The 23,697-nt window shown below is 38.2% G+C and carries 13 protein-coding genes; 2 read left to right on the forward strand and 11 right to left on the reverse strand.

Features of this window, described 5'->3' with window-relative positions; all coding sequences use genetic code 11:
* The 8 genes from H6A61_RS08385 to H6A61_RS08420 all read right to left on the reverse strand — a co-directional run.
* Nucleotides 1-271, reverse strand: a 271-nt coding sequence (locus H6A61_RS08385) for an AAA family ATPase (RefSeq protein WP_204392815.1), incomplete at its 3' end; no start/stop codon positions are given.
* A gap of 13 nt (nucleotides 272-284) precedes the next feature.
* Nucleotides 285-2,333, reverse strand: a complete 2,049-nt coding sequence (locus tag H6A61_RS08390) for a phospholipase D-like domain-containing protein (RefSeq protein WP_204392817.1) — start codon at nucleotides 2,331-2,333, stop codon at nucleotides 285-287.
* Between the two features lie 75 nt (nucleotides 2,334-2,408).
* A complete protein-coding gene (gene brxL, locus H6A61_RS08395; RefSeq protein WP_204392819.1) occupies nucleotides 2,409-4,451 on the reverse strand; it encodes a BREX system Lon protease-like protein BrxL in 2,043 nt (680 codons plus the stop codon).
* 11 nt (nucleotides 4,452-4,462) lie between these two features.
* Complete coding sequence (locus H6A61_RS08400) at nucleotides 4,463-6,991, reverse strand: PglZ domain-containing protein (protein WP_204392821.1); 2,529 nt, start codon at nucleotides 6,989-6,991, stop codon at nucleotides 4,463-4,465.
* Between the two features lie 66 nt (nucleotides 6,992-7,057).
* Nucleotides 7,058-10,696, reverse strand: a complete 3,639-nt coding sequence (pglX, locus tag H6A61_RS08405) for a BREX-1 system adenine-specific DNA-methyltransferase PglX (RefSeq protein WP_204392823.1) — start codon at nucleotides 10,694-10,696, stop codon at nucleotides 7,058-7,060.
* A 9-nt stretch (nucleotides 10,697-10,705) separates the two neighbouring features.
* Nucleotides 10,706-14,263, reverse strand: coding sequence for a BREX system P-loop protein BrxC (gene brxC, locus H6A61_RS08410; RefSeq protein WP_204392825.1), 3,558 nt, complete (start codon nucleotides 14,261-14,263; stop codon nucleotides 10,706-10,708).
* A 1-nt stretch (nucleotide 14,264) separates the two neighbouring features.
* Nucleotides 14,265-14,876: a BREX protein BrxB domain-containing protein gene (locus H6A61_RS08415; RefSeq protein WP_239469158.1), complete on the reverse strand. Its 612-nt coding sequence runs from the start codon at nucleotides 14,874-14,876 to the stop codon at nucleotides 14,265-14,267.
* Entirely contained in the window at nucleotides 14,873-15,511 is a 639-nt protein-coding gene (locus H6A61_RS08420) for a BrxA family protein (protein ID WP_204392827.1), read from the reverse strand. Before H6A61_RS08420 ends, H6A61_RS08415 begins: the two co-directional genes overlap by 4 nt.
* Before the next feature lie 400 nt (nucleotides 15,512-15,911).
* Between H6A61_RS08420 and H6A61_RS08425 the strand changes: the two genes are divergently transcribed.
* Complete coding sequence (locus H6A61_RS08425) at nucleotides 15,912-16,514, forward strand: hypothetical protein (protein WP_204392829.1); 603 nt, start codon at nucleotides 15,912-15,914, stop codon at nucleotides 16,512-16,514.
* Nucleotides 16,515-16,536: 22 nt separating this feature from the next.
* Here H6A61_RS08425 and H6A61_RS08430 read toward each other — a convergent pair whose 3' ends face one another.
* From H6A61_RS08430 to H6A61_RS08440, 3 genes are all read right to left on the reverse strand, one after another.
* Nucleotides 16,537-17,997 (reverse strand): chondroitinase-B domain-containing protein, encoded by a 1,461-nt coding sequence (locus H6A61_RS08430; protein ID WP_204392831.1) that lies wholly within the window; start codon nucleotides 17,995-17,997, stop codon nucleotides 16,537-16,539.
* Nucleotides 17,998-18,078: 81 nt separating this feature from the next.
* Entirely contained in the window at nucleotides 18,079-19,620 is a 1,542-nt protein-coding gene (locus H6A61_RS08435) for a sulfatase family protein (protein ID WP_154042809.1), read from the reverse strand.
* A gap of 153 nt (nucleotides 19,621-19,773) precedes the next feature.
* Nucleotides 19,774-21,006 (reverse strand): glycoside hydrolase family 88 protein, encoded by a 1,233-nt coding sequence (locus H6A61_RS08440; protein WP_204392833.1) that lies wholly within the window; start codon nucleotides 21,004-21,006, stop codon nucleotides 19,774-19,776.
* Between the two features lie 218 nt (nucleotides 21,007-21,224).
* On the opposite strand from H6A61_RS08440, the gene H6A61_RS08445 reads away from it, so the two are divergent.
* Nucleotides 21,225-23,693: a polysaccharide lyase family 8 super-sandwich domain-containing protein gene (locus H6A61_RS08445; protein WP_204392835.1), complete on the forward strand. Its 2,469-nt coding sequence runs from the start codon at nucleotides 21,225-21,227 to the stop codon at nucleotides 23,691-23,693.
* Nucleotides 23,694-23,697: the final 4 nt, after the last annotated feature.

A 23,697-nucleotide genomic window follows, 5' to 3' on the forward strand; every position in this document is an offset into this window, starting at 1 on the left:
CATCAATACATACTTCAGAAGGTAAATTTATAAATTCTACTCCTATAACTATATCAACTTTATCGTTTGCTTCTTTTGCTTCTCTGTTCACATCAGTAGAATCCATAACAATGACACCTTTACTATCATTAAAAAAGATATCCAATGCTTCAAGAATTGTTGATTTTCCAACATCATTTCTACCAACAAAAGCTGTAAAATTATTAAGATTTATAACTTGCCTATCTTTATAACCTCTAAAGTTTTCAATAATAACGGACTTGATATTCATATTTTCTAATTTATTATTTTATATATTTTATACCATTATCAGAATAATCAAATTCTGTAACAATAATAGGTTCTTTGGTTTTTATTATTTTCAATGGGATAATCTTAGGTAGTCCTTTCTCTGGGTAAACAGTTACACTGAATGGAATTTCCATTTGTGAACTTCTCTTTGTATACAAGTTTACTTTTACGCAATATTTGCCTATAGGAGCAGTCCCATCCCAATATATATTTTCTACGGGCGTTGTTATATATGGAGTACTTACATTTGCATCTATATCTAATCGTCCTATTACATCTTGGCACTTATGTTCTTTTTGCCCATAATATATTTCTTGTCCATCAGGATCTATAACATGCAAATCTAAATCATCAATTGTATTCCATTTCAATGTAATTTTTAAACCACCCCTTCCTCCTTTACTTTCAATATTAGATGTTTTATTAATAATTTCGATTTCAGAATTGAGCGTATTTATTTGATTTTCAACGGTGCTTATTTCAGCTTCAGTCTCTTTTTTTTCTTGTTCAATTTGAGTTATTCTCGAATTTAAGTTAGCCTCATTTTCTTCGCTTTGTCTTCTTATCAAATTCCTTTCGTCTTCAGAATTTGCTGAGACTAATTGCGCTTCGACTTGTTTTTGGGATTCTTCCTTCTGTTGGATTATTTTATTTTTTTCTTTATCAATATCAGTGATCTTCTGATTTATCATTGCATGTTGACGATTAAGGGTTTCCAAGGTTTGAGTTCTCTTGGCTATTGCAGACTGTGAAGTATCATAATCGATTTCTGCTATTGAACGTGATGAATTATCAGTGTTGACTCCGAATTCTTTCATTGCAGCTATTACATTTTGGTTATCAGGAGATAATGTTTGTGCATCTATGAGATTTTGTCTTCTATTGCCAATGTTTTTCTTAGCTCTAAGGACTAGTTCTTCACTAATATATTGTTTAAATGAACTCCTATCATACTGTGGTCTATACGGAACTGTCTCAGGCATCTTATATACCTGATTAAATTGCATTAATAGAGAGTCAAAAATAGCAAGAAATGCATCTTTTACTTTAGGTAATTCTTCTATAATTATAACATCCTCCTTATTAATTTCTTCTGCATAGAAGGTCCAATTATATGAACCTGTAATTATTGTACTATCATCAATAATACAGAATTTATAATGAAGCATTTCAGGGTATTCTACAAGATGTAATTTTAAACCACAATCAATTAACTCGTCAAAATTAAGACAATATCCTCCATTATTGATAAAATCGTTATTTGTAACAAGAGTTACTTGTATATTTCTATTTAAAGCAGCCTTGATACAATTGAACAAATCAAAATTGGTAAACCAGGCTACAGCTATTTTGACAGAATGTTTAGCTGCGTTGATTTTGGTAATAATATTGTTGGCAATATTTTCAAATAAAGGAATAACTGAACCATTATAGACCTCAACTTCTTTAATCTCTGGTTCTGGTAAAGAAATACCTAATTTGTCAAGAATTTGTTGACGTTCTGTGGTATCACCAATTTTCCAAAGACTTGTAATGATACTGTTACTTGTATATGAAATTAAATTTTCCTTCCACATCCTTGCACCATATTTTGCGTTGCATTTGCTGAAAAGCTCTTTATATAAAGAAGGACGGATACGTAATTTCCTATTAGCAAGAATTAATTGTCTTGCTAAATCATACTTGATGTCATTATCAATAGTATCACCAAGTAAATTGTATACAGAATCAAATAATGATGAGTTGAAATCTTCATTTTCAGTTGAAAAGTTTATTGATATAGAAAGCGGTTCTTCTTTTGACCTTTCATCTAGAGCTTGCATGTTTGAAGAATAAACAGGTTTCCCCTCCATAACCTTTACACATAGCAGAAGTATGGTTTTTCCTTGTTTCATTGCATCAAATAGCTTCGTTTTGTCTTTAAGGAGATCTTTGGATAAAGGAAGGTAACCCTGAGTTTGAGAAGCTATTTCTTGTACAATAAATGTACGTTTTTCTCTATTATAAGAAATTATTTTGCAAATACTTTTATCTCCAATCATAATTTAATTTTTAATAACTATAAAATAATTTACATACTTTAGATATGGGTTTCTATATCATTTGAAAATACAATTCTATACGATTTTAGAGTCTTTAGAATACACAACAGTAAACTCTTTACATTTTCTTTTTCCCTGCTGTAAGGCCCCTAATGAGAATTTATTATAAGGTTCGAATATATCCAAACCTCTTCCGAGGGTGATAATCCAGCCTGTATCTGTTTTTATACAGCGGTCATGAAAGTCCCTGAACTCGTATGTAAACTCAATTCCGATATTAGTTAAATCATCTTTTATATCTTCCAAATCGTCAATAAGAGCCGGAACTTTCTCTTCCTCTTCCCATGTCTGCAAATGAATTTTAAGTCCCTCCACCGGACGTGTTTCCGTTAGCATCGATATAAATTCTGTCAGGTTTTTCAGTTGCCAGAAAGTACGGATAAACGGATCTTCAATTGTAATTATATTAGCGTCATTCAAATATTCTGCAAAAAGAGATTTATAAGAAACACCAGTCTGACCTAACCTAAATGAGAGATGTTTTTCCATTGGTTTATGGATACGCTGTCTTTTAGGTTTTTCCTCACAATTGTCTTGTTTTTCTATATTCTCTTCATCATAGTTTTTAACAGGTATATTTGGACAACATTCTGAGTTATTTATACGTTCAAGTGTTTCAATGAATATTTCCTGACCATTTTTCAGGTTTACATACTTGAATATTGCAGGCTCTGCTTTAAAAGTTTCGTCTATGATATAAAGCTGGTCTTTTACACGTTTACGGCATTCTGCCGCAAAATCAATTATTTCGAAAGCTTCTTCTTGTGTCATGTTTCCATCAGGATATAGTAGTTTCACCATACCTGAGAATGTTTTTCTGATAGCAAGATGGTCGCGCTCTGATAGGGAACTGTCAAATTTGGCATAACTCTGCAATAGTGAAGTCAGATCCTTGTTTCTCAGTTCATGCAATACTGCAGCTATATAGTCTGTTATAAGTCCATAACCTTTTGAGAAACTTTCTTTCTTTAACATTCTAACCTCCCATCCCGGATTATAAAGATGAATGCGGTCGAGGAATGCACCTTTGATAAAAGATGTAGGAATAGATTCAAACAGATGCGATGATTTCAGCATATATGGAACAGTATGTTTCGTGTTGCCCACAAATACCATTGATGCACTTGCCTCGTGAGTGGCTTTACCTCGGTTGAATGACTTGTTGGCGAGATAGTTTTGCATAGTATCTATTAATACAGCATCTACATTCCTACCTTTCTGTTGCTCAAACTCATCCCACGCGACTAAATCCCAATAGCCTACCAGTCCAAGAATTTCACGATTTCCACTCATCTTGACAAAAAGTCTGGCATTTGTTACATCACCACCACTTACCAGAACACCGTATGGTGACATTTCCTGAAAGATATGAGATTTACCTGTCCCTTTAGGACCAAGCTCCATAAAGTTGAAGTTGTTCTCAACAAATGGCAACAAGCGGGATAATGTTATGAATTTTTCCCGTCTGTTAAGTGTATCAGGATTCAGACCAACCGTATGAATAAGAAAATCAATCCATTCATCAGTCGTGAAATACTGTCTTTGTTCAATATAATCCTGAATATCAATATTCGATATTTGAATTGGCTTCAGCATTTGTATTTCCCAACGTACTCTAATGTCTTCTCCACTGATATATCCTATAGTTACTATACACCAAACGCCATTGCCGGACAACAACTTGGGATTTTCCTTAACATATTGTGAGCTGACCGGTACACCGGTTAGTCCTAAGTTTGCAAAAGAAGCCTGATATTCATCTAATTTTTCATTCAGAATTACGTTTACTTTGTCAATGATACGGTATTTTCCCAAATCATGGATTTTTCCTTTCACAGCTTCTGCATCGGCGCGATGAACATAGTTGTTCTGAATAACTTCCTTTACTTTTTCCAGTCCCATACGAATAGCTTCTTCGTCATCGCTTGCACAATATTGTCCCAAGAGGTATTCAAGTACAAATGTAGGTACAGGAAGTCCGCCTTTTACAAGAAATGCCAAATCCTTGCGAACTACCTTACCAATGAAGGAATTCATTATTTTCTGTTGTAAAGTCATATCTTTCTAAATCAAAAATCCTGTTCAATAATTGTATTATTCTTAACGCTTTCCTTTACCAATGGATTGAGGAAAGAGTCATCATTCTTATCATAGATGCGTAATTGCAAGAGATTAGAATGAGTAGAAGTATTTAGAACCAGTTCAACATCGTAAATACGGTTAGCAGGATTTACATTGTCTGTGCTTGATAATTTTATTTCTTTAAATGCAGTAACCTGTCTGTCATTGTCATAAACTGCACATATAATAGTACGTTCCTGCATTTCCATAGAAACAGCTTCACTTTGTATAATCTGAAATTTCAGACGACTGGAAACCATCCTCAGATCTCTCGATATAAGCGTAACTCCAACTTTTCCTGTTTTGTCAACTCGCTTTTGCCTGCTCCTTATAACCGGTATAATCATTTCCTGCAAAGATGCCCCTCCATGTGTGAATGAATAACCACCACCGGGAGCATTGAAACGGTTTGTTCCTGACGGTACTGCCACAATCATATTGCCATCCATTTCTGAAACATCTCTAAGGTAGAACTTATCTACGTTAGTAATACTATCCTTTGAAGAAGTCAGATAATAGCGTGTCTTACGTTCGATATTTTCTTCTGTAACGCACTGCTTGTCTTTTTCTTCAAAATCCATATCATTGTAGAGAAAACCATGATCGGAGGTAAGAACCACACTGGTAACATTCACACTTGCATGAAGTGATTTTATGAGCTTGCTTAACTGTGAAACAGCTGTAGTACAAGCTCGTGTCAGCTCATAAGCACCTGCATCATGACCATCTCGGTCGATAGTATTATGGAATATGTATATAAGCGGACGCTTGCATAAATCTCTTTTTTCGTCCAGGCTTTTCTTTTCCCAATCTGCATAATCTATACACAAAGCACCATCCACGTAATTATTCAGATGTTCGCTCCTTTGCTCATTAGTACGCAGCACCTTTCCGTCCACAGCCATTTCAGAGTCTTGGAATGACAATACACGGTGGGGCAGTAATGCAGTTTTTGTATATTTGGTTTCAGTAGGCAACATAGCTATTGCATAATCCATCTGTGCAATATGCTTTTCCTTTGCCAATTCGTTATATAAATCTGTTGCAACCTCATATCTTAATGCATCACTGACAATAAATACCTGCTTAACATTGGTTTTTCTTTCATTTGAATAGATGTCCTGTTGCCTTTTTGTTCCAAACAGATTTTGACGTCCGCCTTTCTCAAGCCAGCATTTAGTCCACTCCCGATTGATAGTATTACAGAAGTTTGCATAATCTGCATCCAACAGACGCTTTACTTTTGTAACCAACTCTGAATGACAGAATTCAGCCGGTAAATTGGTAAAGATTTCCAGACTCTTTCTGTAATAATTATCCAAAAGATAATAAGAACTCATATAGTTCGAAACATATTCTTCAGGACTATTCAATACGTATGTGGATATATTTCTATACATATTATAAAAATCAGCAAGTATGGCTGCATAATCAATCATAGGAATAAGAAGTTCATTCCCTTCCTGTTTCATACGCAGTTCCTGCATTCTTTCTCTAATACTTTCAGCATCTCCTGAAGTTACTGTTTCCAATGCACGATTTATGATTTGAAGACACAGTTCATCAGGCATATAGAAATATAATGCGTCAATTCCATATACTTTTACAATTTCCTCTACCTTAATGTCTGCTGAGAGAAAATTAAGAGCTTCTATAAATTTATCTCTTTTTGCTTTTGGCTGGTTTAATCCATAGCTGAGCAGTTTGTTGATATAATCCAACTGTATGGCATTATGGATTTTGTATTTCTTATAATTGTCAGCGTTTTCTACCGCCAATGACTGTGTGATTGCATTATACATCATCGATTCTGCCACACATTTCATCTTGTGCGTAGAATTGGGATCATACGTCACATTAAATATCTTATGCAGTTCTCTGTCCAAAGCATCTTTCGCATCTTTGTTCTTATTCAGAGCTGTATAAAATGAGTTCTCTTTCTTTTCCTCGCCAGGCAGCGACAAAGTAAAAAGTCTGATAACAATATCTTCCCATTCCATCAATTTATTTTCCGACAGATAACCGGTAATAAATCCTCTGTTGGCAATATTTATGCTAAAAGTTTCCGGTGTATAATAGTCATGAAGTATCTTGTCAAACTTCTGAAGCTGCAATTCTCCGATATGACGCTGGATATATGCTCCAAATTCATTTACATTCAAACGATGTTGCTGCAAGAAGGCTTCATAACTTTCTGCCTTATATTCCATGTTTGCAGCCAGTACATCCATCAACGGAAATATACCGGCATCAGCAGGTGATATAAAGTCAAACAAAAGAATTGTCTTTAACTCCTTCCATTCATTTTCCAATGCATATTTTGTTTTGAACCAACCTCCATCGAAAGCAACGGCATGATAGCCTTCTTTCCATTCAGCACTTGTCAATTCTGCTTTTATCAATGGATTGAAGACAAACAATACCCGAAGTCCGGGATTTGAGTCAAAATATCTGTATATGTTATCTTGTACGCTCATTTTCTTGTTTTTAAAGTGATTTTCGTGTAAAACTCACATAAATTTCGCGTAAATCACTATATTCCCTTATTTTAGTTTAACTACCACATCTCCAAACTTGGCATAATTAACCACTACACCATCATCCAAATCAAAATCTATCTGTTTGTCGGCTACGAGGTGCAGACGGTCGTGATATTCCCTACATTCTTCCAGGTCTTTCTGAAGCTTAGCCATATCTTTTCGTTCTTTTGTAGAAAGGGTGGCCGCTCTTGATTCCATTTCCGCTATGCGGGTTCCCAAATATTCTATATGCGGAAGCAGGTACTTGTTTCTTATCTGTTCTACAGTGTAAGGATTCATGCGGTGCATATAGGTAATACATTGAAATGCGCCTTTCTTTGAAGCAAACAGCCAATAGATTGGTCTTCTCTGATAACGGGAAAGCTGGTCTTTCCAGAAATCTTTCACAAAGTAAGTATCAATATCTTTTCCGAGTGCAGCTTCTATGAAATTAAGATTTTCGGTCAATGTATCTTCACCCAATGCTACTTTCAGGAATTCTCTGAAACGCTCACCCGCATTATCGGTAAATACGGTGTCACGAGCCATTAAAGGGATGATAGCATCGTCATCTATAGTGAAGTTTCTGCCATTATAGGAATATGTACAGACTTCATCATCTGTGGGATTAGGGTGTGCTATATATAATCCCGGTTTGTCCAGACGGTAACGTCCCATCATGCAGCCCACGGCATAACTGATAAATTGCTTGACAACTACATCCGGTTGGAACTCAATATGATTATCACCTACTTTAATTTCACCTTGCTGCAATATGGTGACTTCATCAAGAGGTACATCAGGTGTCAGCTCATCCTGTAAGCCATAGATTTCAATAAACTGACGGTTCAGTTCTTCTTCATTAGCATGGAGCTGTATAAAGCGTTCTTCCCAGTCTGTAGTATAAAGATTATATAGTGATTCTATCTTATAACTCTTTCCGATTTCTCCTTTTGCTATTCCTTGATTGATATAGCTGAGGAGTGGGTTTTCTTCAAAATCCCATGAGGTCTCGTGAGAGTCCCAGTCTTGTTGGGATATAGAGATATTATTATTGGCCATATCTTCAATTTTATGAACAACAGAATCTTTTATGGCTAATGGTACTTTAATAATATCTCCAATTTGTGTTGATACAGTTGGGTTTAGAATTGACGTGATTAAGTTGCTAACTTTAGTATTCAAGAATCCAATTGTATATAATAATGATGGATTATGCATTTTGGGAAAAATCATTGGACCTTTATTTGAATCAAAAATAAAGCCATTGGGAATCATTCTATATGAAACATATGTTGATGACATTCCACTCCATGTAATCCCCTCATTAAAATAATATGATTCATTACGGAATACAGCTAAACCAGATTCTCGCATAGCTTGAGCTTCATTTTCCCAGTTTACAACTAGAAAATTATTTCCATACCATTTTTGAACACCACCGCCTTTTGAATATGGAAGCCATTTATACATTTTTCTATCTTCTATTTCATTAGAGTATAAAAAACATTCTTTTTTTAAATTAACTTCATGCCAAAATCTAACAAATATGTCATTGTTACCTGTCGATAACCCTGATTTTACATCAAAAAAATCATTTATAGTATTGGCTATAGAAAACATGTTAATTAAGTTTGTACTTACCCAATACCCAATTGTATTTCCTGGTATTTTTTTAAAATTTTTCTGCTGAATATCTGGATAATATATTTTTGCACCATTCTCTGAATATACAATGTCCTCAACTTCTTTATTATAATCCGCAAAATAATAACGGAATTCATGATTGTCTAAAGTTTTTTCAAATAGCAATTGCAGATGCTTTTGATCAAACTCTTGAAATGTGCGCTCAATAAGTCGGAAATATGTACCATCTGCTTCAGGATTCTTTGTATTTGATATAACTGCAGAAGAAGCTCCAAAGTCAGCACCAAATACTCCTCTGCTAAGATGAAGTAAGGAATCTATGGCATTATTTTCGATAATGTTTTTACGTAAATCTTCAAATGTACTTAAAAACATCCATGATGGAGGGATAATGAAACCATATTTACCGTTCTTAACCAGATGTTCTGGCATCAATTCAACAAATACAGTTGCTAAATCACTCTTTCCAATAGCATAATTTTTCTTTACATATTCAGAAAGTTCTGCGTTCATATTGCCACTACCCATATACGGAGGATTCATCACCAATGCCGTATACTTGTCTGTCAAGGCAAGAATTATATCAAAAGCGGAAAGTAACGTCTTTATCTTGTTATTATCTGTTCCTATTTCTTTCCACTCGCTACTGCGCATAGCAATTGCAGTACGTGTAGTATCAGACAACTCAAACTTCATAATAGAACCTAAGTTGTCTGCCTGTTCCATCAGAGCAAGCGCATCAAGAGTTTCAGTTATCAACTTCTTATTTGCACCGGCAAAAAACTCAGTAAGAAGTTCGGCTACATTACCCTTAGCATTTAAGCGGCGCACTTTGGAAGCTACACTCATATCCAATACCCTTGGGAGGCAGTGAGCATCCAAAAAAGAATTGTCCTTCTGACAGGCTTTAATCAGCAAGGCAAACATAGCCAACTGCTTGGCACGTGTATCCAAATCCACTCCAAGAAGATTGAAATGGAATATATCTTCAATTGCTTTTCTGCGGTTATAGCCTTCTTCTATATAAATAGAATAAAGCAAATCGAAAGCCTCGTTCAGTATATGACCTGAACCGCAACCTAAATCGGCTACAGAAAGACTGTGTATATCCTCATAATGAAATACTGCTTCCGCAGGTGTCGGTTCGGCAGGTTCTACCAAATACTTCATCTGTTCCTTAATATCCATAGCATACGGATTATTATCCAGATAGATACGTCCCACCGTATTTTGTACCATGTACTTCACAATCCAGTTGGGAGTAAATATCTGAGTAGCAGCCGGAATATCGTCAGCCTCTGCTTTTTTCTTATTCTTAAATGAAGCAAACACTTCATCCTTCTTTTCGGATATATAGAACTGATACAGCCATCCTATCAGTTCGCTTTGTCTGTAATCATCTTCTGTAATAAACTCTGTATGGTTGAGCATATCCACAAAGCCACCTTCTGCAAGTATATTAACAGGTAGCAGGAGTTCTGTGTAATCGTCCATACTGCCGAAACAAGCAGACAGTATAGGATTCCGGTGACAGTAATTTATAATAAGCAATGTGAACTGTTCTGTTATCAATGCATCGTTGTCCAACAATTCCATCAGGTAAGCACGGTCTGATTCCGACATCGGTGCATAGATACCACGACGTGCATCTGCCACAATACGAGGCAGACGCAGTGATGTGCTTTGATATTCCAAAACCGGTTCGGTAAAACCGTTTTTCACTATGATGCGGATAGCTACAAACCTGTTGAACCAGGTATAGGCTGCTTCTTCCTTTACTTCCTTAATTCCTTTCTCTATAATACGCTCTCTCAATGACATCCATTTATCGTAAAATGTCATATCAGTAATTACTTTGCCCATAAAGACAATATGGTCTGTTCCCTTAACGGGCATCTTCTCTTCAGCAATATATCCCTGCTTGTCGAATCCCAACAGTCCCAATTTGTTATCAATACCCTCCAACAAAACCTTTCTGGCTTCCTGGGCAAACTTCTTTATCTGGTTTGTTTCCATACAATTTTTTTACAGAATAATCAATTCTTCACCTTTGGATATGTGATCCATAAGTTGTTGCTTCAATGTCTGCAGATAAGTATCTACATCCTGTTCGCTACAGATTTTATGCACAGTACGTGTACTTAATTTTACCTGTCTTACAGGTTTTGTGGCAGGCTGTGAATGCTCTTCCTTTCCCGGAACGGTTTTAGGTTTTGCGGATGCAGCCTGTGCCATAATCTTTGCAGCTTCCTGTTCATAGAAGGCAGCAGTATCCAGATTATTCTTCAAGGCAAGGATATTGTCAGGCTGTGATTTCTGTATGATGACGGCATCTGCTTGTATTCCATATTGTACCTCATTGTTTTCTGCCAACTTGAAAAGAGTCTCCACAGTCTTTGTATATTCAATCTTTATCTTGCTACGAAGTTCTTTTTTAAGTTCCTCAAGTTTATAACGAAGTTCATCCCTGAGTCTCTTGTAATACGGCATATTATCTATTGGCCACTCATCTGTAAGAATAGTACGTATAGACTGAATGCTTTCATCACATCCGGTCAGCTCACCGAAGTTCAATTCGTTGTCCTTTACGAAGGTTACATACTCTTTGTAGCGGCTTATCTGGTCATCATAAAACTCCCTCACCTGTTTGCATTTATCCATCTGCTCCAAAGCTGCTATCCTGTCGGATGTTATTCTTTTAAGAAACATCTCTACATCTCTTATTCCCATCCATTCACTTACCATCTTTTGCCATTTCTCTATTACGACGGCAAAAGGATATGTGCGGATTGAAGAGTAAATATCCGACAAAATAATCTGCTGTTTTTCAAGAGCATCCTTACATTTGGTATGAATCTCATTTACATCCAGGTCAGGATTTATAGCTTCACTCATACCGAATATGTCCTTCCAACTGCTTATAAAGTCGTTTACAATATCCTGTGAAATTTTCTGGGCTGCACGAATCGTAAATTTCTGCTGATCTTTCATCAGATTGTTGGCAATAATCTGTTTCTCCACATGAGGATTGTTGTTATATACAAATTCACGGATACGGCGGCGCACCAGCTCATCCAATACATACAGCGTGCATACCTCGTTCCATCCGTATGGAGCTGCTGCATATCGCAAAACCAAATCTTTCACATTCATTTCCGGGAAACTCCTTGAAAGATAATTGTCAACCTGAAGCTCTGCCTCTGTCATAGGGTACAGTTTGTAATGTTCCTGACTGACAGGGGAGAGAATGGTGCGTTTCAAATCTTCTGATGAAGATGTGATGCCTTTTACCAAAGAAGCGTATGGATACACATTTCCTAAATGTTTTTCCATTGCTTTTCTATAACGTTCCTGACCTTTCAATGAACCAAGTTCGGCAGCAGATAAAGTGGAAGAACCGATAACGATTTTACATTTATCAAACATTTCTCGGAAAGGCTTCTCTATTTTTGAAGTATATAAATCCTTTGCGCGATTTTTGAATTCTTCGTGTGTCTTGCCACGAAGTTCGGTATTAGCCTTATTGTTTCTCATATAGGTCTGAACCTGACAATACCAGTAGAAATCATTCTTCAACTGTTTCATGTCTTTATACAGGTCTGCCATGAAAAAGGCCATAACCTTAGATGTATTGCCGAAAGCATACTGTTCTGCCGTATCACAATCGGCATCCATTACAAACTCAATATTTATATCCGCATTGTTTGTAAGGAAATTCTTGCCCATAATGCTTGCACCAACAGAAAACTTGCCTGTAAAGTATGATTCCCTCGGCTGGGGATTGATATATGTGCTGAAAATTTCCTTCAGTTCTTCAGCCATAGTATTGTTGTCAATAGTCTGGCTCTTGATAAGCTGTGCTACTTCTGTCTCATCTTCACTGTAAAAACAGTATGAAACCGGAACACCTGGTTTTGCCTCTTCTGTACGGATTATATTATTGTCACACAGATATTCCAGCACCTTTTTAACTTTTTCTTTCAAAGCCAGCTTCTGTGTATCTACATCACTCATAAGCAGACAGGTGATATTATCAACTGTAGCCGGGAAAAGCAGCTTGTCTGTCTGCGAAAGATTACATATCATAAACAGGATGTTGACAATACGCTGACCGAAAGCTTTGTCTTCATAACTGTCTATCATCTTGTTGGCATTATGAATAGCCTTCTGTCCTTTGGCTACCAAAGCTCCTTTGAACATCGGTCCGAAGAACTGATCAAAAGAAATGAAGTTTCCTACTTCCAGTTCTTTAGTTTGTCTTGCAGTGCTGTGAGTTACCTTTATGATGGAACGTTCATTACCCTTTACTTCTTTCTCTACAAAGCCAAGATTTACAAAAGAGTTGAAAACTTGCATAATCAGTCTGAACTGATAAGGGACAAACGGATAGTAGTCAATGAATTCCTCTTTGTTTTCGAAAGATTTGTATGAGTTCGGAAGCTGGAACTGGGCAGAAATGGCATTACGCTTATGTTCGTAAAGTTTACCTAATTCAATTCCGGCAGTACCGTTTTTATCCAAAATACGTTTTTGCGTGATAAACTCAGGCTTGGTTCCGGTAAGAGATACTTTTACCTCAAATCGTCCCATGATTTTACCATAATCTTCACTGGTTTCATTTATCTGGCAACTCTGCAGGATTTCCTGAAGATCTTGCTGGGCAGTTGCTGTAATCCAGACTTTATCATCACAAGTCTCGTGAAGTCGTGTTACGATTTCCTGTAGCTGGAGCAGCAGTCCTTTACGACTGTCAATGAACTGACTTACTTCATCGACAAGGAAAATGAGTCTGTATTTTTCCTCCTGTTTGTTCAGGTATGCTTTCAGCTCATTGCAGAATGTCTCCACACTGACATGAGTATCATCTTTGGCTATACGTTCCCTGATAATATCCGTTGACAGTGTAGGAACCAGCTCTTTTCCTACTTCAAGGATATAATCCAGTTCGTTGATAGCAAGGTCGGCAGCATCAATGCTCCAGTCGAATCCATCTTCCTGCATTCTTTCTTTAAATGCTTCAAACTGACCTTTCTCGTCAAGAACCTTTTCAAAATGCTGTGCCAGAGCCAAATTGAATTTATTGTATCCGCGGAATGAATTGAATTCACTCCAGAATACATCAAGGAATACCTGCTTTTCATTACCGCGCACATTATGAACTGTACCTATATTAAAAAGTATGGTATCTACTTTTGCAGATTTCAACCACAAGGCTACATCCCTCATTTCGCTGATAGAAACCTCCGATTTACTTTCCGGCTGTTTTAACGGATCGGCTTCTTCTACTGCCTTTTCAAGTCTTCCCAATGCAAATTCACGGTATTCCGGATGCATGCAATATCCAAGGTATTTCAGGAAATGTGATTTACCGGAGCCAAAATAACCGTTTATCCAGATACCATTATGACTGAATTTATGACTCCGGATAGCTGATAATATTTTAAAAAGTCCGTTTATGATTTCGTCAGTGAATACATACTCTTCTATTTCTGTCTTGACGGTTTTTGCAGAAAAGTCGCTGGCTGACACAGCAGGATTGACCGGACGCTCTATGTCTTTGAGGTATATATCTTTAAGTTTCATATTAGTCGTTGATTAATAAAATGGCACGGTATGTATGTTCATCATCTATTCTGTTGAACAGGCGGAAAGTATTTCCTTCTTTTTCACCCGGATAAAACACTATGATTTTATACTTGTTGCTCTTGTTGTACTGTTCATAACTGGCAAGAAGGCTGCTGGTACGCATATATGGATACATTGAGCCTATACCATATAAAAAAACGTATGGACGCAGTTTGTCGTCCTTAATGGAAATATGTTCCATTATCCGGTTATGCAGATACTCGTAGAACTGTGGAGAATTTGCTTTATTAGTTAAAGTTCTCGTAACAGCTTCATGGTCTGTCTCATCCTTTTCGAGCATATATTTCAGATAGGAGGGATGTTTCTTTCCAAAAGACTGATTGTCGAGAAATATGCAAAACTCCTTGAATAAATCAATTTTCAAAACATCTACATAATTTACAGGACGCAATAATTGAACTTTGAATTCTTCAATCCGGCATCGCATTTTATATTCATCTTCTGGAGGATACTGAAAGATATAGAAATTATAGAAAATATCATTTTCAGTATTCTTGAAGTCTTCGCTGCACAGAAGATTATATAATTCAGGAATAGTCATACTCTTCATAATGCAACTTGTTTTATACGGTTGATTTCATATTGCTGAAGCAGGCAAGCATCCAAGAACCACGCTTCACCAAGTTTCAGATAAAAAGCAAATTCTTCATCACCCAAATATATAGGAGAGAGAGTTCCTGACTTGTCTTTTATAAAACCGGTTTTCTTTAGAAAAGACAAAAAAGAAATGGCGATTTTTTCTTTTGTTATTTCGCTCCAACCGCACACAAACTCATCATTAGCGGCAATCTCGTTAATCTCTACCAAGACATCCTGCTTTGTTATACTTTGATGTACCGAATTCCATTTCTTTAAAACAAGATTCAGATGTAAATCATAAAACAACTTGTAGCATTTCAGATTTACAAAATACATGGCTACTATCTTAGCTTCTTTTGAAAATCCCTTATAAGACTCCCAAAAGTGCATTGGTACTGCCTTATATCTTTTTACAAATTCGGCTACAGCTCTTTTTCTGGTCTGTTCTGTTCGCATCATTAAATAATTATTCTCTATAATCTCTTGCTTTAACAATGCTTCTGAATCATCAGACATTAATAGCGGCAACACATTTGTCATTTCCTCCCACATAAATCCGCAACCGGTCATAGCTGCAGAATACGGACTGTTTATTTTATTGCTCATATCCTTCATTCATTATAACCGGCAAACTTTTATTCTATTTAAATCAGACATCTCTATTAAATTTTATTACTTTGAATGCAAAAATATTAATTATATTTTATTTCTCATTATTGTTTCGTTCAAATACTTACTCAGTATGACTATTTTTACCACATCCTGACATCCTCACTATCATAAAAAACCGAATACGGACAAATACAGCCTGCGAAAATAATAACTTATCCGTAAGTTTGGCTGTTTCGAAAAATTTAAGCATCTTTACCTCCACACGGCCGTGTCGAGTGCTCCACACGGGCGTGTGCAGCTCTCCACACGAGCGTGTTGAGATCTTGACACGAACGTGTGGAGACAGACGAATAATGACGTCTGGAAATGTGAAACAAAACAAAGTTTTTAAATTATGGAAATAGAATATGATTTATATGAGAATCCCGGCAATGAGGGAAACGGCAGTCAAAAACTGCATGCCAAGGTGGTGACTAAGGACGTCATTACAACAAAAAATATTCGTGAGTATATCACAATGAAGTGTACCGCTACACCTGCCGATGTGGTTGCGGTGCTGACAGCCCTAAGCGACGAACTGTATAATGCTTTGAGCGACGGCTATTCAGTACATATTGACGGGCTGGGGTATTTCAGTCTGAGTCTTGGATGTAATTCTGAAGTCGGTTTGGAAAATAAGGCTGATGTTGATGTATGGGTGAGGGGAATAAAATTTGTTCCCGAAAAGGAACTTCTGGAAAAATTTGAAACAGCGAACTTACAGAGAGTGACAGACAAGTCGCGACACTCGGAGAAAATGACTGATGAGGAAGTGATGAAAAGACTGCAAGGCTATTTTGCCGAAAATGAATATATGCAGCGTAAGGATTTTGAGAAACTGACGGGATTCAATCTGTCAAAATCGTCGAGGTATATAAAACTTCTGGTGGACAGCGGGGTGTTGAAGAACATTGCTTCGAAATTCCATCCTGTCTATATCTTGGCAGGAAAGGAGTGACCGTGTCCACCAGAACTGTATTTTACTGTGCGAAGATGCCCGTTTCGGCATAATTGCCCGGGTATTCGTCACACCATGAAGGACCTGTAATCTTTTTGTTCAGAGGTTTGTCCTGAAGAGGAGTGGAGAGTACCTTTACGAAATCCATGTCTATTCCTTCGATAGATGTGTATGGAAGAATTCTTGTTAACTCTTCTGCGGTGATGCCTTTTGGTGCTGTACCGTTCTCCCAGCCTTTTATGCCCGTAACATCTATGCCTGAACACACATTGCCTTCCCATTTCTGATTGGCTGAGTTGCCTTTTTCTTCGTACCAGATAGACTTTGTCTTGTTGTGGGAAGATATATAATTGTTGACAAATGTTATGTCGTGAGGCAATTCTGCTGCATCTCCAAAGGCTTTCAGACGTCTGTCATACATAGGCGCAAGGTTGAATGCTGTTCCTTGTACAGCTATAAAAGTATTGCTCACTACCACCATATCGTATGCCAGAGCGTGTTCGCTTGCTTTCGGTCCGCAGTTGAAATATATACCTGCGTATCCTCTGTCTTTCATCGTTTTAGGAAGATAAAAGAAGTTATTGCCTATAATGTGGTTACTGCCCCAGATGTACATGCCGCCATAACCGTACATTTCGTCTGATCCTATGAATATGTTGTTCAGGGCAACCTGCTTGTCGCCATGACGGAAATTAAGTGTTCCGCGACAGTTGATGAATGTGTTGGCGAAATATACATTCTCCATAGATTTGCTTGTCACAATCTCGGCTTCAGAGTCTTGTCTTTCAAACAGGTTGTGGTCTATCAGACATCTTCCGTAGTCTTTGCGCCAGTAGCCTACTCTGATGCCGCCTCCGGCATTGCCTTTCTTTGGGGGATTGGAGAAATAGCAATAGCTGATGCGGTGATACATCGGTTTTCCAGGTTCTCCTTCAAGGGTTTTCTTTCTGGTGTTATTAAGATTTATAACCTGATCCTGGGTCGTTTTGCCTACAAATGCACAGTGGTGTATATGGCAATATTGAGGTACATGACCTGTTTCGTCGAGATTGGTAGATATATATGATGAGTTTGCGTTATCGAAATCGTAGAACAGGCAGTCTGACACTTCGCAATGGTCGGCATAAATGCTTACTATACCAGGGCCGTGAGTTTTCCATTCGCTAGGATTTCTGCTGCCGTCCTTGAAATACAATCCCGACAGGTGGATGTAATCTCCGCGGAGTTCGATTGCTGAATTGCCGGAGATATATGCTTTGCCCGGGTTCTGGGCTTTTATGGTTATCATCTTGTCGCCTGTTCCGTCTGCAGTTACCGTAAGACGTAGGTCTCTGTATGTTCCGTCGGTCAATAGAATAGTATCGCCGGGTTTTACTGTTGCCGCAGCATTTACGAGGTCTTGCGTTGTGCCTACTGTAATGTTTTCAGCCATGACACAGGTGGCAAAGGCCAGTGATGGAAGAATTGATAATATGCGTTTCATTTTAAATTTATTATGAGAAATGATAAAAATATCCGACTGCTTTATAATCAGAATGATTAAGGCAGCCGGACATAATAGGTATTAATATTTTACCATGTCGGAAAGTATCTGTTCCTTATACCATGGATCGTTTATTTCTTTCAGTTGTTTGCCCATAAGTGCCAGAAGCTCTTCTACTGCCTGTTTGTTCTCGTCAAGTGAAAGATTGTTCAGCTGATATGGGTCTTTCTCATCATCGAAAAGTAATGTCTTTGTAAGCTTGTTTTCCCTGTCGATGTAGAGTGCCAAAGTATATTTGTGTGTCTTTATACCTCTAGAACGTGGAAAATAGCTTATTACTTTTCCGTCTTTGTCTTTTTCTCCATCCATGTTCTGTATGTAGAGTGCTCCTTCAGGACGTACTATTGTCTCTGTGTTTTCTTCTTTGAAGAGTGGAGCGTAGTTATGTCCGTGTATTCCTTCTGGGATGAACTTTTCGAGGTTACACATTGCCAGCATTGTAGGCATGATGTCAGGAGTTGAAATCATCAGATTGTCAACTCTTGGGCGAAGGTGTCCCGGGTATCTGATGATGAAAGGAACATTCATTGACTCTGCATACGGTGAGTTCTTCGGATCATCGGTAAACTGGCTGCACATGGTCTCGCCGTGGTCGGAAGTAAATACTACTATTGTGTTCTTGTCTAATCCCATTTCTTTCAGGCAGTCGAGTATCATACCGAAGGCACGGTCAACACCTGTTACGGATGCGAAATAATATCTTGCAGATTCGGATTTCTCACGTTTCTTGTCGGCATTAGGACGGATAAGCAGACTGTCAATAGGCTGGTCCTTATAGAGATTGAAATCTTCTTCCATACAGTCGTCAAGCGAACGGTATGGGCTGTGAGGAGGATTCATACCTACCATTATGAAGAACGGTTTGCTTGTGTCGCGCTGGTTTCTTTCATTTTTCAGATATGAAACGACTTCTTTCGCTTCGTGTATAGGCGACCATTCTTTTGGCTCGTGTTTCTTTCCGTCGTTGTCCCAGTAATGCGGGTTCTTGTGTACGTCGAAAGTTCCGTAAGAATACCAGTAGTTGAATCCGTGACGTCTTTCCTTAGGAGTATAGGCATCCCATGCAGGTATTCTCTCTTCTACATATTTGCCCGGGTTTTCCGGGTCATTAGGGGTTGGGAAATCGGCATGCAGTTTTCCGAAGTATGCACAGTCGTATCCGTTCTTGCTGTAAACGTCGCTTATACATTCAAGGTCTGTGCGCAGTGAGCTGATAGGACGGTTGGAGTTACAGTTCAAAGGTACTCCACTTTCGTTAGGATACATTCCTGTGAGAAGACTTCCACGGTGCGGACTACTCAAAGGACAGTTACTCATGGCATTTGAAAGCACGAGCGATTCTTTGGCAAATCTGTTTATGTTTGGAGTGTGTACTGGGTCAGCCTTGAAGTTGACGTTCTTGTTGAATTCCGGTTCGTTCCAGAAGCCCATAGCCATGTTTCTGTACTGATCCGGGAAAACATATACTACGTTAGGCATTTCCGGTGTTTTCTGCTCCTGCTTTTGTGCGCATCCGGCAGAAAAGAGTGACAGACCGGTAAGAGGAAGAATTAGATTTCTCATGATTTTTATAGCTTTGATTGATGGTTTCAAGAAAAAAATATCTGTATTGCGTATAGTGATGTCGAGATTCTTTTTCATCCCAAAGCAATACAGATATTTCTACGGGATTCTCCCGATTTGATTTTTAATTATTAACTTATTCTCTCTTGTAATTTATTTTCCTACAAATGGTAATGGCTGGTTGTTCTCCAGATTACGTTTGCGAACAATTGCTTCCTGATAGTAGTAGTCGGCGTAGTTCAATGGAACATCTATTTCCTGTCCGTGAGGAATACTACCTACAGAGTGCATAAGGATGAAATTACCGTTTTCACCAACTTTGGCTTTGTAGTTAGGTGAAGAAAGGTTTGTCAGAATCTTGTCTGCAAGTTCCTTATAGTTCTTTCCCGGGCAATAACCATCCATTTCGTACAATGCAGATGCTATACATGCTGCAGCAGATGCGTCTCTTGGTTCGTTAGGAATGTTAGGAGCATCGAAGTCCCAGTATGGGATAAGGTCCTCAGGAAGGTTCTTGTCATTGAGGTAGAAGTTAAGAGTATTTTCTGCCTGGTCAAGATACTTCTTGTCGTGAGTGTAACGGTAGCATGTAGTGTATCCGTAGATAGCCCATGCCTGACCGCGAGCCCATGCTGATTCGTGTGCGTATCCCTGTGCTGTCTGACGGCTGCGAACAGCTCCGTCTTTCAGTGCGTAGTCAACTACGTGGTAGCAGCTGTTGTCAGGACGGAAGTGGTTCTTCATTGTCTGGTCAGCGTGAGAAACCGCAATCTTGTGGAATGTAGAGTCGCCGGATAGTTTAGTAGCTTCGAAAAGCAATTCAAGGTTCATCATGTTGTCAATGATAACCGGGCATTCCCATCCGCGTTTACCCTGCCATCCGCGGTCAGCATCCCATGACTGGATTACACCTGCTCCCGGACGGAAACGAGTAGAAAGTGATTTTGCTGCTTCAACGATTACGTCAACATATTCTGGTTTGTCTGCAACTCTATATCCTGTAAGGTAGCTGCATCCTATCATGAAACCTACATCGTGATGCCATTTAAGGTATTTCACTGAATCAAGGGCTTCAGTATATTTCTCAGCAAGTTTTTTCCATTTTTCGTCTTTTGTCAGATCGTAGTCCAACCACATACTTCCAGGGAAGAAACCGCTTGTCCAATCATCGATAGGTACATAGTGAATATTTCCGTTCTTGTCAAGAGTACGAGGGTTGAGAATTTTACCGCTCTTTTCGATAATATCGGTTTGGATGGTATGCTGTGCTACCATGTTGCTGATTTCGGCATCAATAAAACTTCCAGTCTTTTCAGGCTTTGTGCTGCATGATGCCAGTACTGCAGCAGACAAAAGTGCCAATCCTAAATTCTTTTTAATTTCCATGATATTAATAATTTGAATTTATTGCGCAAATATAAAATAAAAAAATGAATAATTAGTTGTCTTTTTATGTAATTTGTCAGCTTTGTAAAGGTTTTTGGTTAAAAAAATACGCAAATATGCGCTCGTGACGAAATAAAATGCTGTATATGCCTTTTTGAAGATCTATTTTTATAATATTTTTATATCTTTGCTTGACAAACAAGAAATCAATAAATACAATGAAAAAGTATCTTTTATTATTACCGGTTTTTTGGGGATGTTCGGTATATGCCCAGCAAAGTGAAATTAATCTGGCGTTTGAGAATTATAAGAAATATTATAATGTAGAATCTGTTGAAGCTAGTTCGGATAAAACAGAGGCTGTAAAAAGATTGCGCAGCTATTTTCACGAGAATCCTTATAGGTTGAAAGTTTTGAAAGATGGTGTGAAGGCACGCGAGTATGTTTCTTTGCTTACAGGGGATGGTACATTCTCTGATATGGATGCAACGGAAAAAGCTTTTGAGGAGAACGATGCATATAATAAAGGTTTTGCAAATACATCGGACGATAAGGTGGGAATCTTTATAGGCGATGCGCTGGAAAGAATCTTTCAGATATGCAGCGCTTGCAGATTGGGATACCTGCCCGCTGAAGAAGCTTTGTCTGATAAGGTGATGAAAGCAATAAAACATTATGGTATGCTGGAAATCTCACGTCCTAATGACAAACCGCGTTTCCATGCTTCATGTTTTGCTATTCCTACTGCTGCTGTAAATATTTATTTTGCAATGGTTGACTTGATGGACAAGGCTGAAAAAGGAGAAGCCGGTCCTTTGGTGACAGATGCCTGTGATATGTTGAAGGTAGTAGGTCTTCAGGCATGGACCCAACCATTGAGAAATGATGCTACAGATAATAATGTGGTTTCTATCGAGAGATTTCGTAATCACGTGTGGTGGGTTGGAGGCAATGCTTTGGCATACCGTTCGTTGTTGCCTGTAGCAGCCATGTATAGCTCTGTTCCTATGGTTGATTTGCTTGCTGAAGTATGCCAGAGAAGTATAAGTATGACTTCGCAGGTGACTTACGAAGAGTCATTCTGGACAGAAGGCTTTACTGCAGATGGTGCGGGATGGGGACACGGCATGCAGTGTCTGGTTTGGGGGTATCCTATAGACGGGGCTTCAAATGCACTCAATATGCTTACAATGCTGCGTGGTACTCCATGGGCACAACAGTTGGATAAAACAAACACTGATGCCCTGATGAACTTTTTCAGAGGGGGAAGTTGGTATTATTATAAAGGTTACAGACTTCCAGGACTTGATAGAGGGTCATATGTTTATAATCCAAATGAAAAAAGTATCCCATATGCAAAAATGTTGGATGGGGTAGTGAAAAACTGGCTTTCTTCTTTTAGTGCAGAAGAACAGAAAGAACTTATGGCATTACAGAAGGAGGTGAAGACAAACAGAATTTTCATGGATGGATATTCTGACGGAATGTATAAAGGTGTGAGATGGTTTTTCAATAACGATGACCTTATAAAGAAAAACTCAGATTATCATATAGATATAAATATGGCTTCCTTCAGAACGGATGGTCTGGAAAGTGCGGCTTTTGCGGATAATTATAATTTCTATCCTACTGATGGAGCTACGTTGTTCCAGCGTGATGGTGATGAGTATTTCAAAGTTATGGGAGGCTGGGATGTGACGGCCATGCCTGGTGTAACTGCAAGAGAAGGAATGGATAGACTTGTTCCTGTGACAAACTGGAGAGGGTATTGCAGTAAACATAACTTTGCGGCAGGAGCAACAGACGGTGGTGAGAATGGAGTGGCAGGAATTATTTTTGAAAAAATGAACGGCTCCGAAAAGAAAGGCGTAAATGACAAAGGTGATGCCGGTAAAGCTGAAAATGAAATGCTTTATGGATTTAAGGTTTATAAAGGATATTTCATTCTGGGAGATTATTTTGTGGCTTTAGGTGCCGGACTTACCAATATGGAACCTGAAATAGAAGGTGATTTGCGCACTACCATTGACCAGACTGCATGGGAGAATGATGTGTGTATTGTAAAGAACGGTAAGAGAAGTCCTGTAAACGAAGGTGAAGCTGTGGTATTGAAGTCAGACATGAAAAATCCGGTATGGTTGTCACAGACCGGAAAATTCTGTTATACTGTCCTACCTGAATTCACCAATAAAGCGTTTGTATCATGTGAAACACGTCCTACTGAATGGAAGAAACTTAATCCTTCAAATAAGATAACACCGTCAATGCCTAAAAACGTGAATATTCTGAGAATTTGGGCAGAGCATGGACGTAAACCAGTAGATGACAAATATGGATATGTGGTATATGCCGGTAAAGGAATTCCTGAAGGGAAATTGCCGTTTGAGGTTATGAGTAATGACACTTTGGTACAGGCTGTTAGATCACTGGACAAAACAGTAGTGCAGGCAGTCTTCTATCCTGGTAATAAAGGATTGAAATATAAGGGCTTGTCAATGTCGGTTTCAGAGCCTGCTGCAGTTATGGTGCAGAAAACAGACGGGAAATATAGAATTTCTGTTACAGAGGCTACTATGAATCCGGCCATAAAGAGTCTTACAATTACAATAAATGGAAAACAGTATGAAGTGACTCTTCCTGAAGGAATACATTGCGGAAGTTCGGTAACCGCTGAATTTAAAATTTAATATA

Origin of the sequence: Bacteroides caecigallinarum, from assembly GCF_016901995.1 — a bacterium.
In the GTDB taxonomy this organism is placed as follows: domain Bacteria; phylum Bacteroidota; class Bacteroidia; order Bacteroidales; family Bacteroidaceae; genus Phocaeicola; species Phocaeicola cellulolyticus.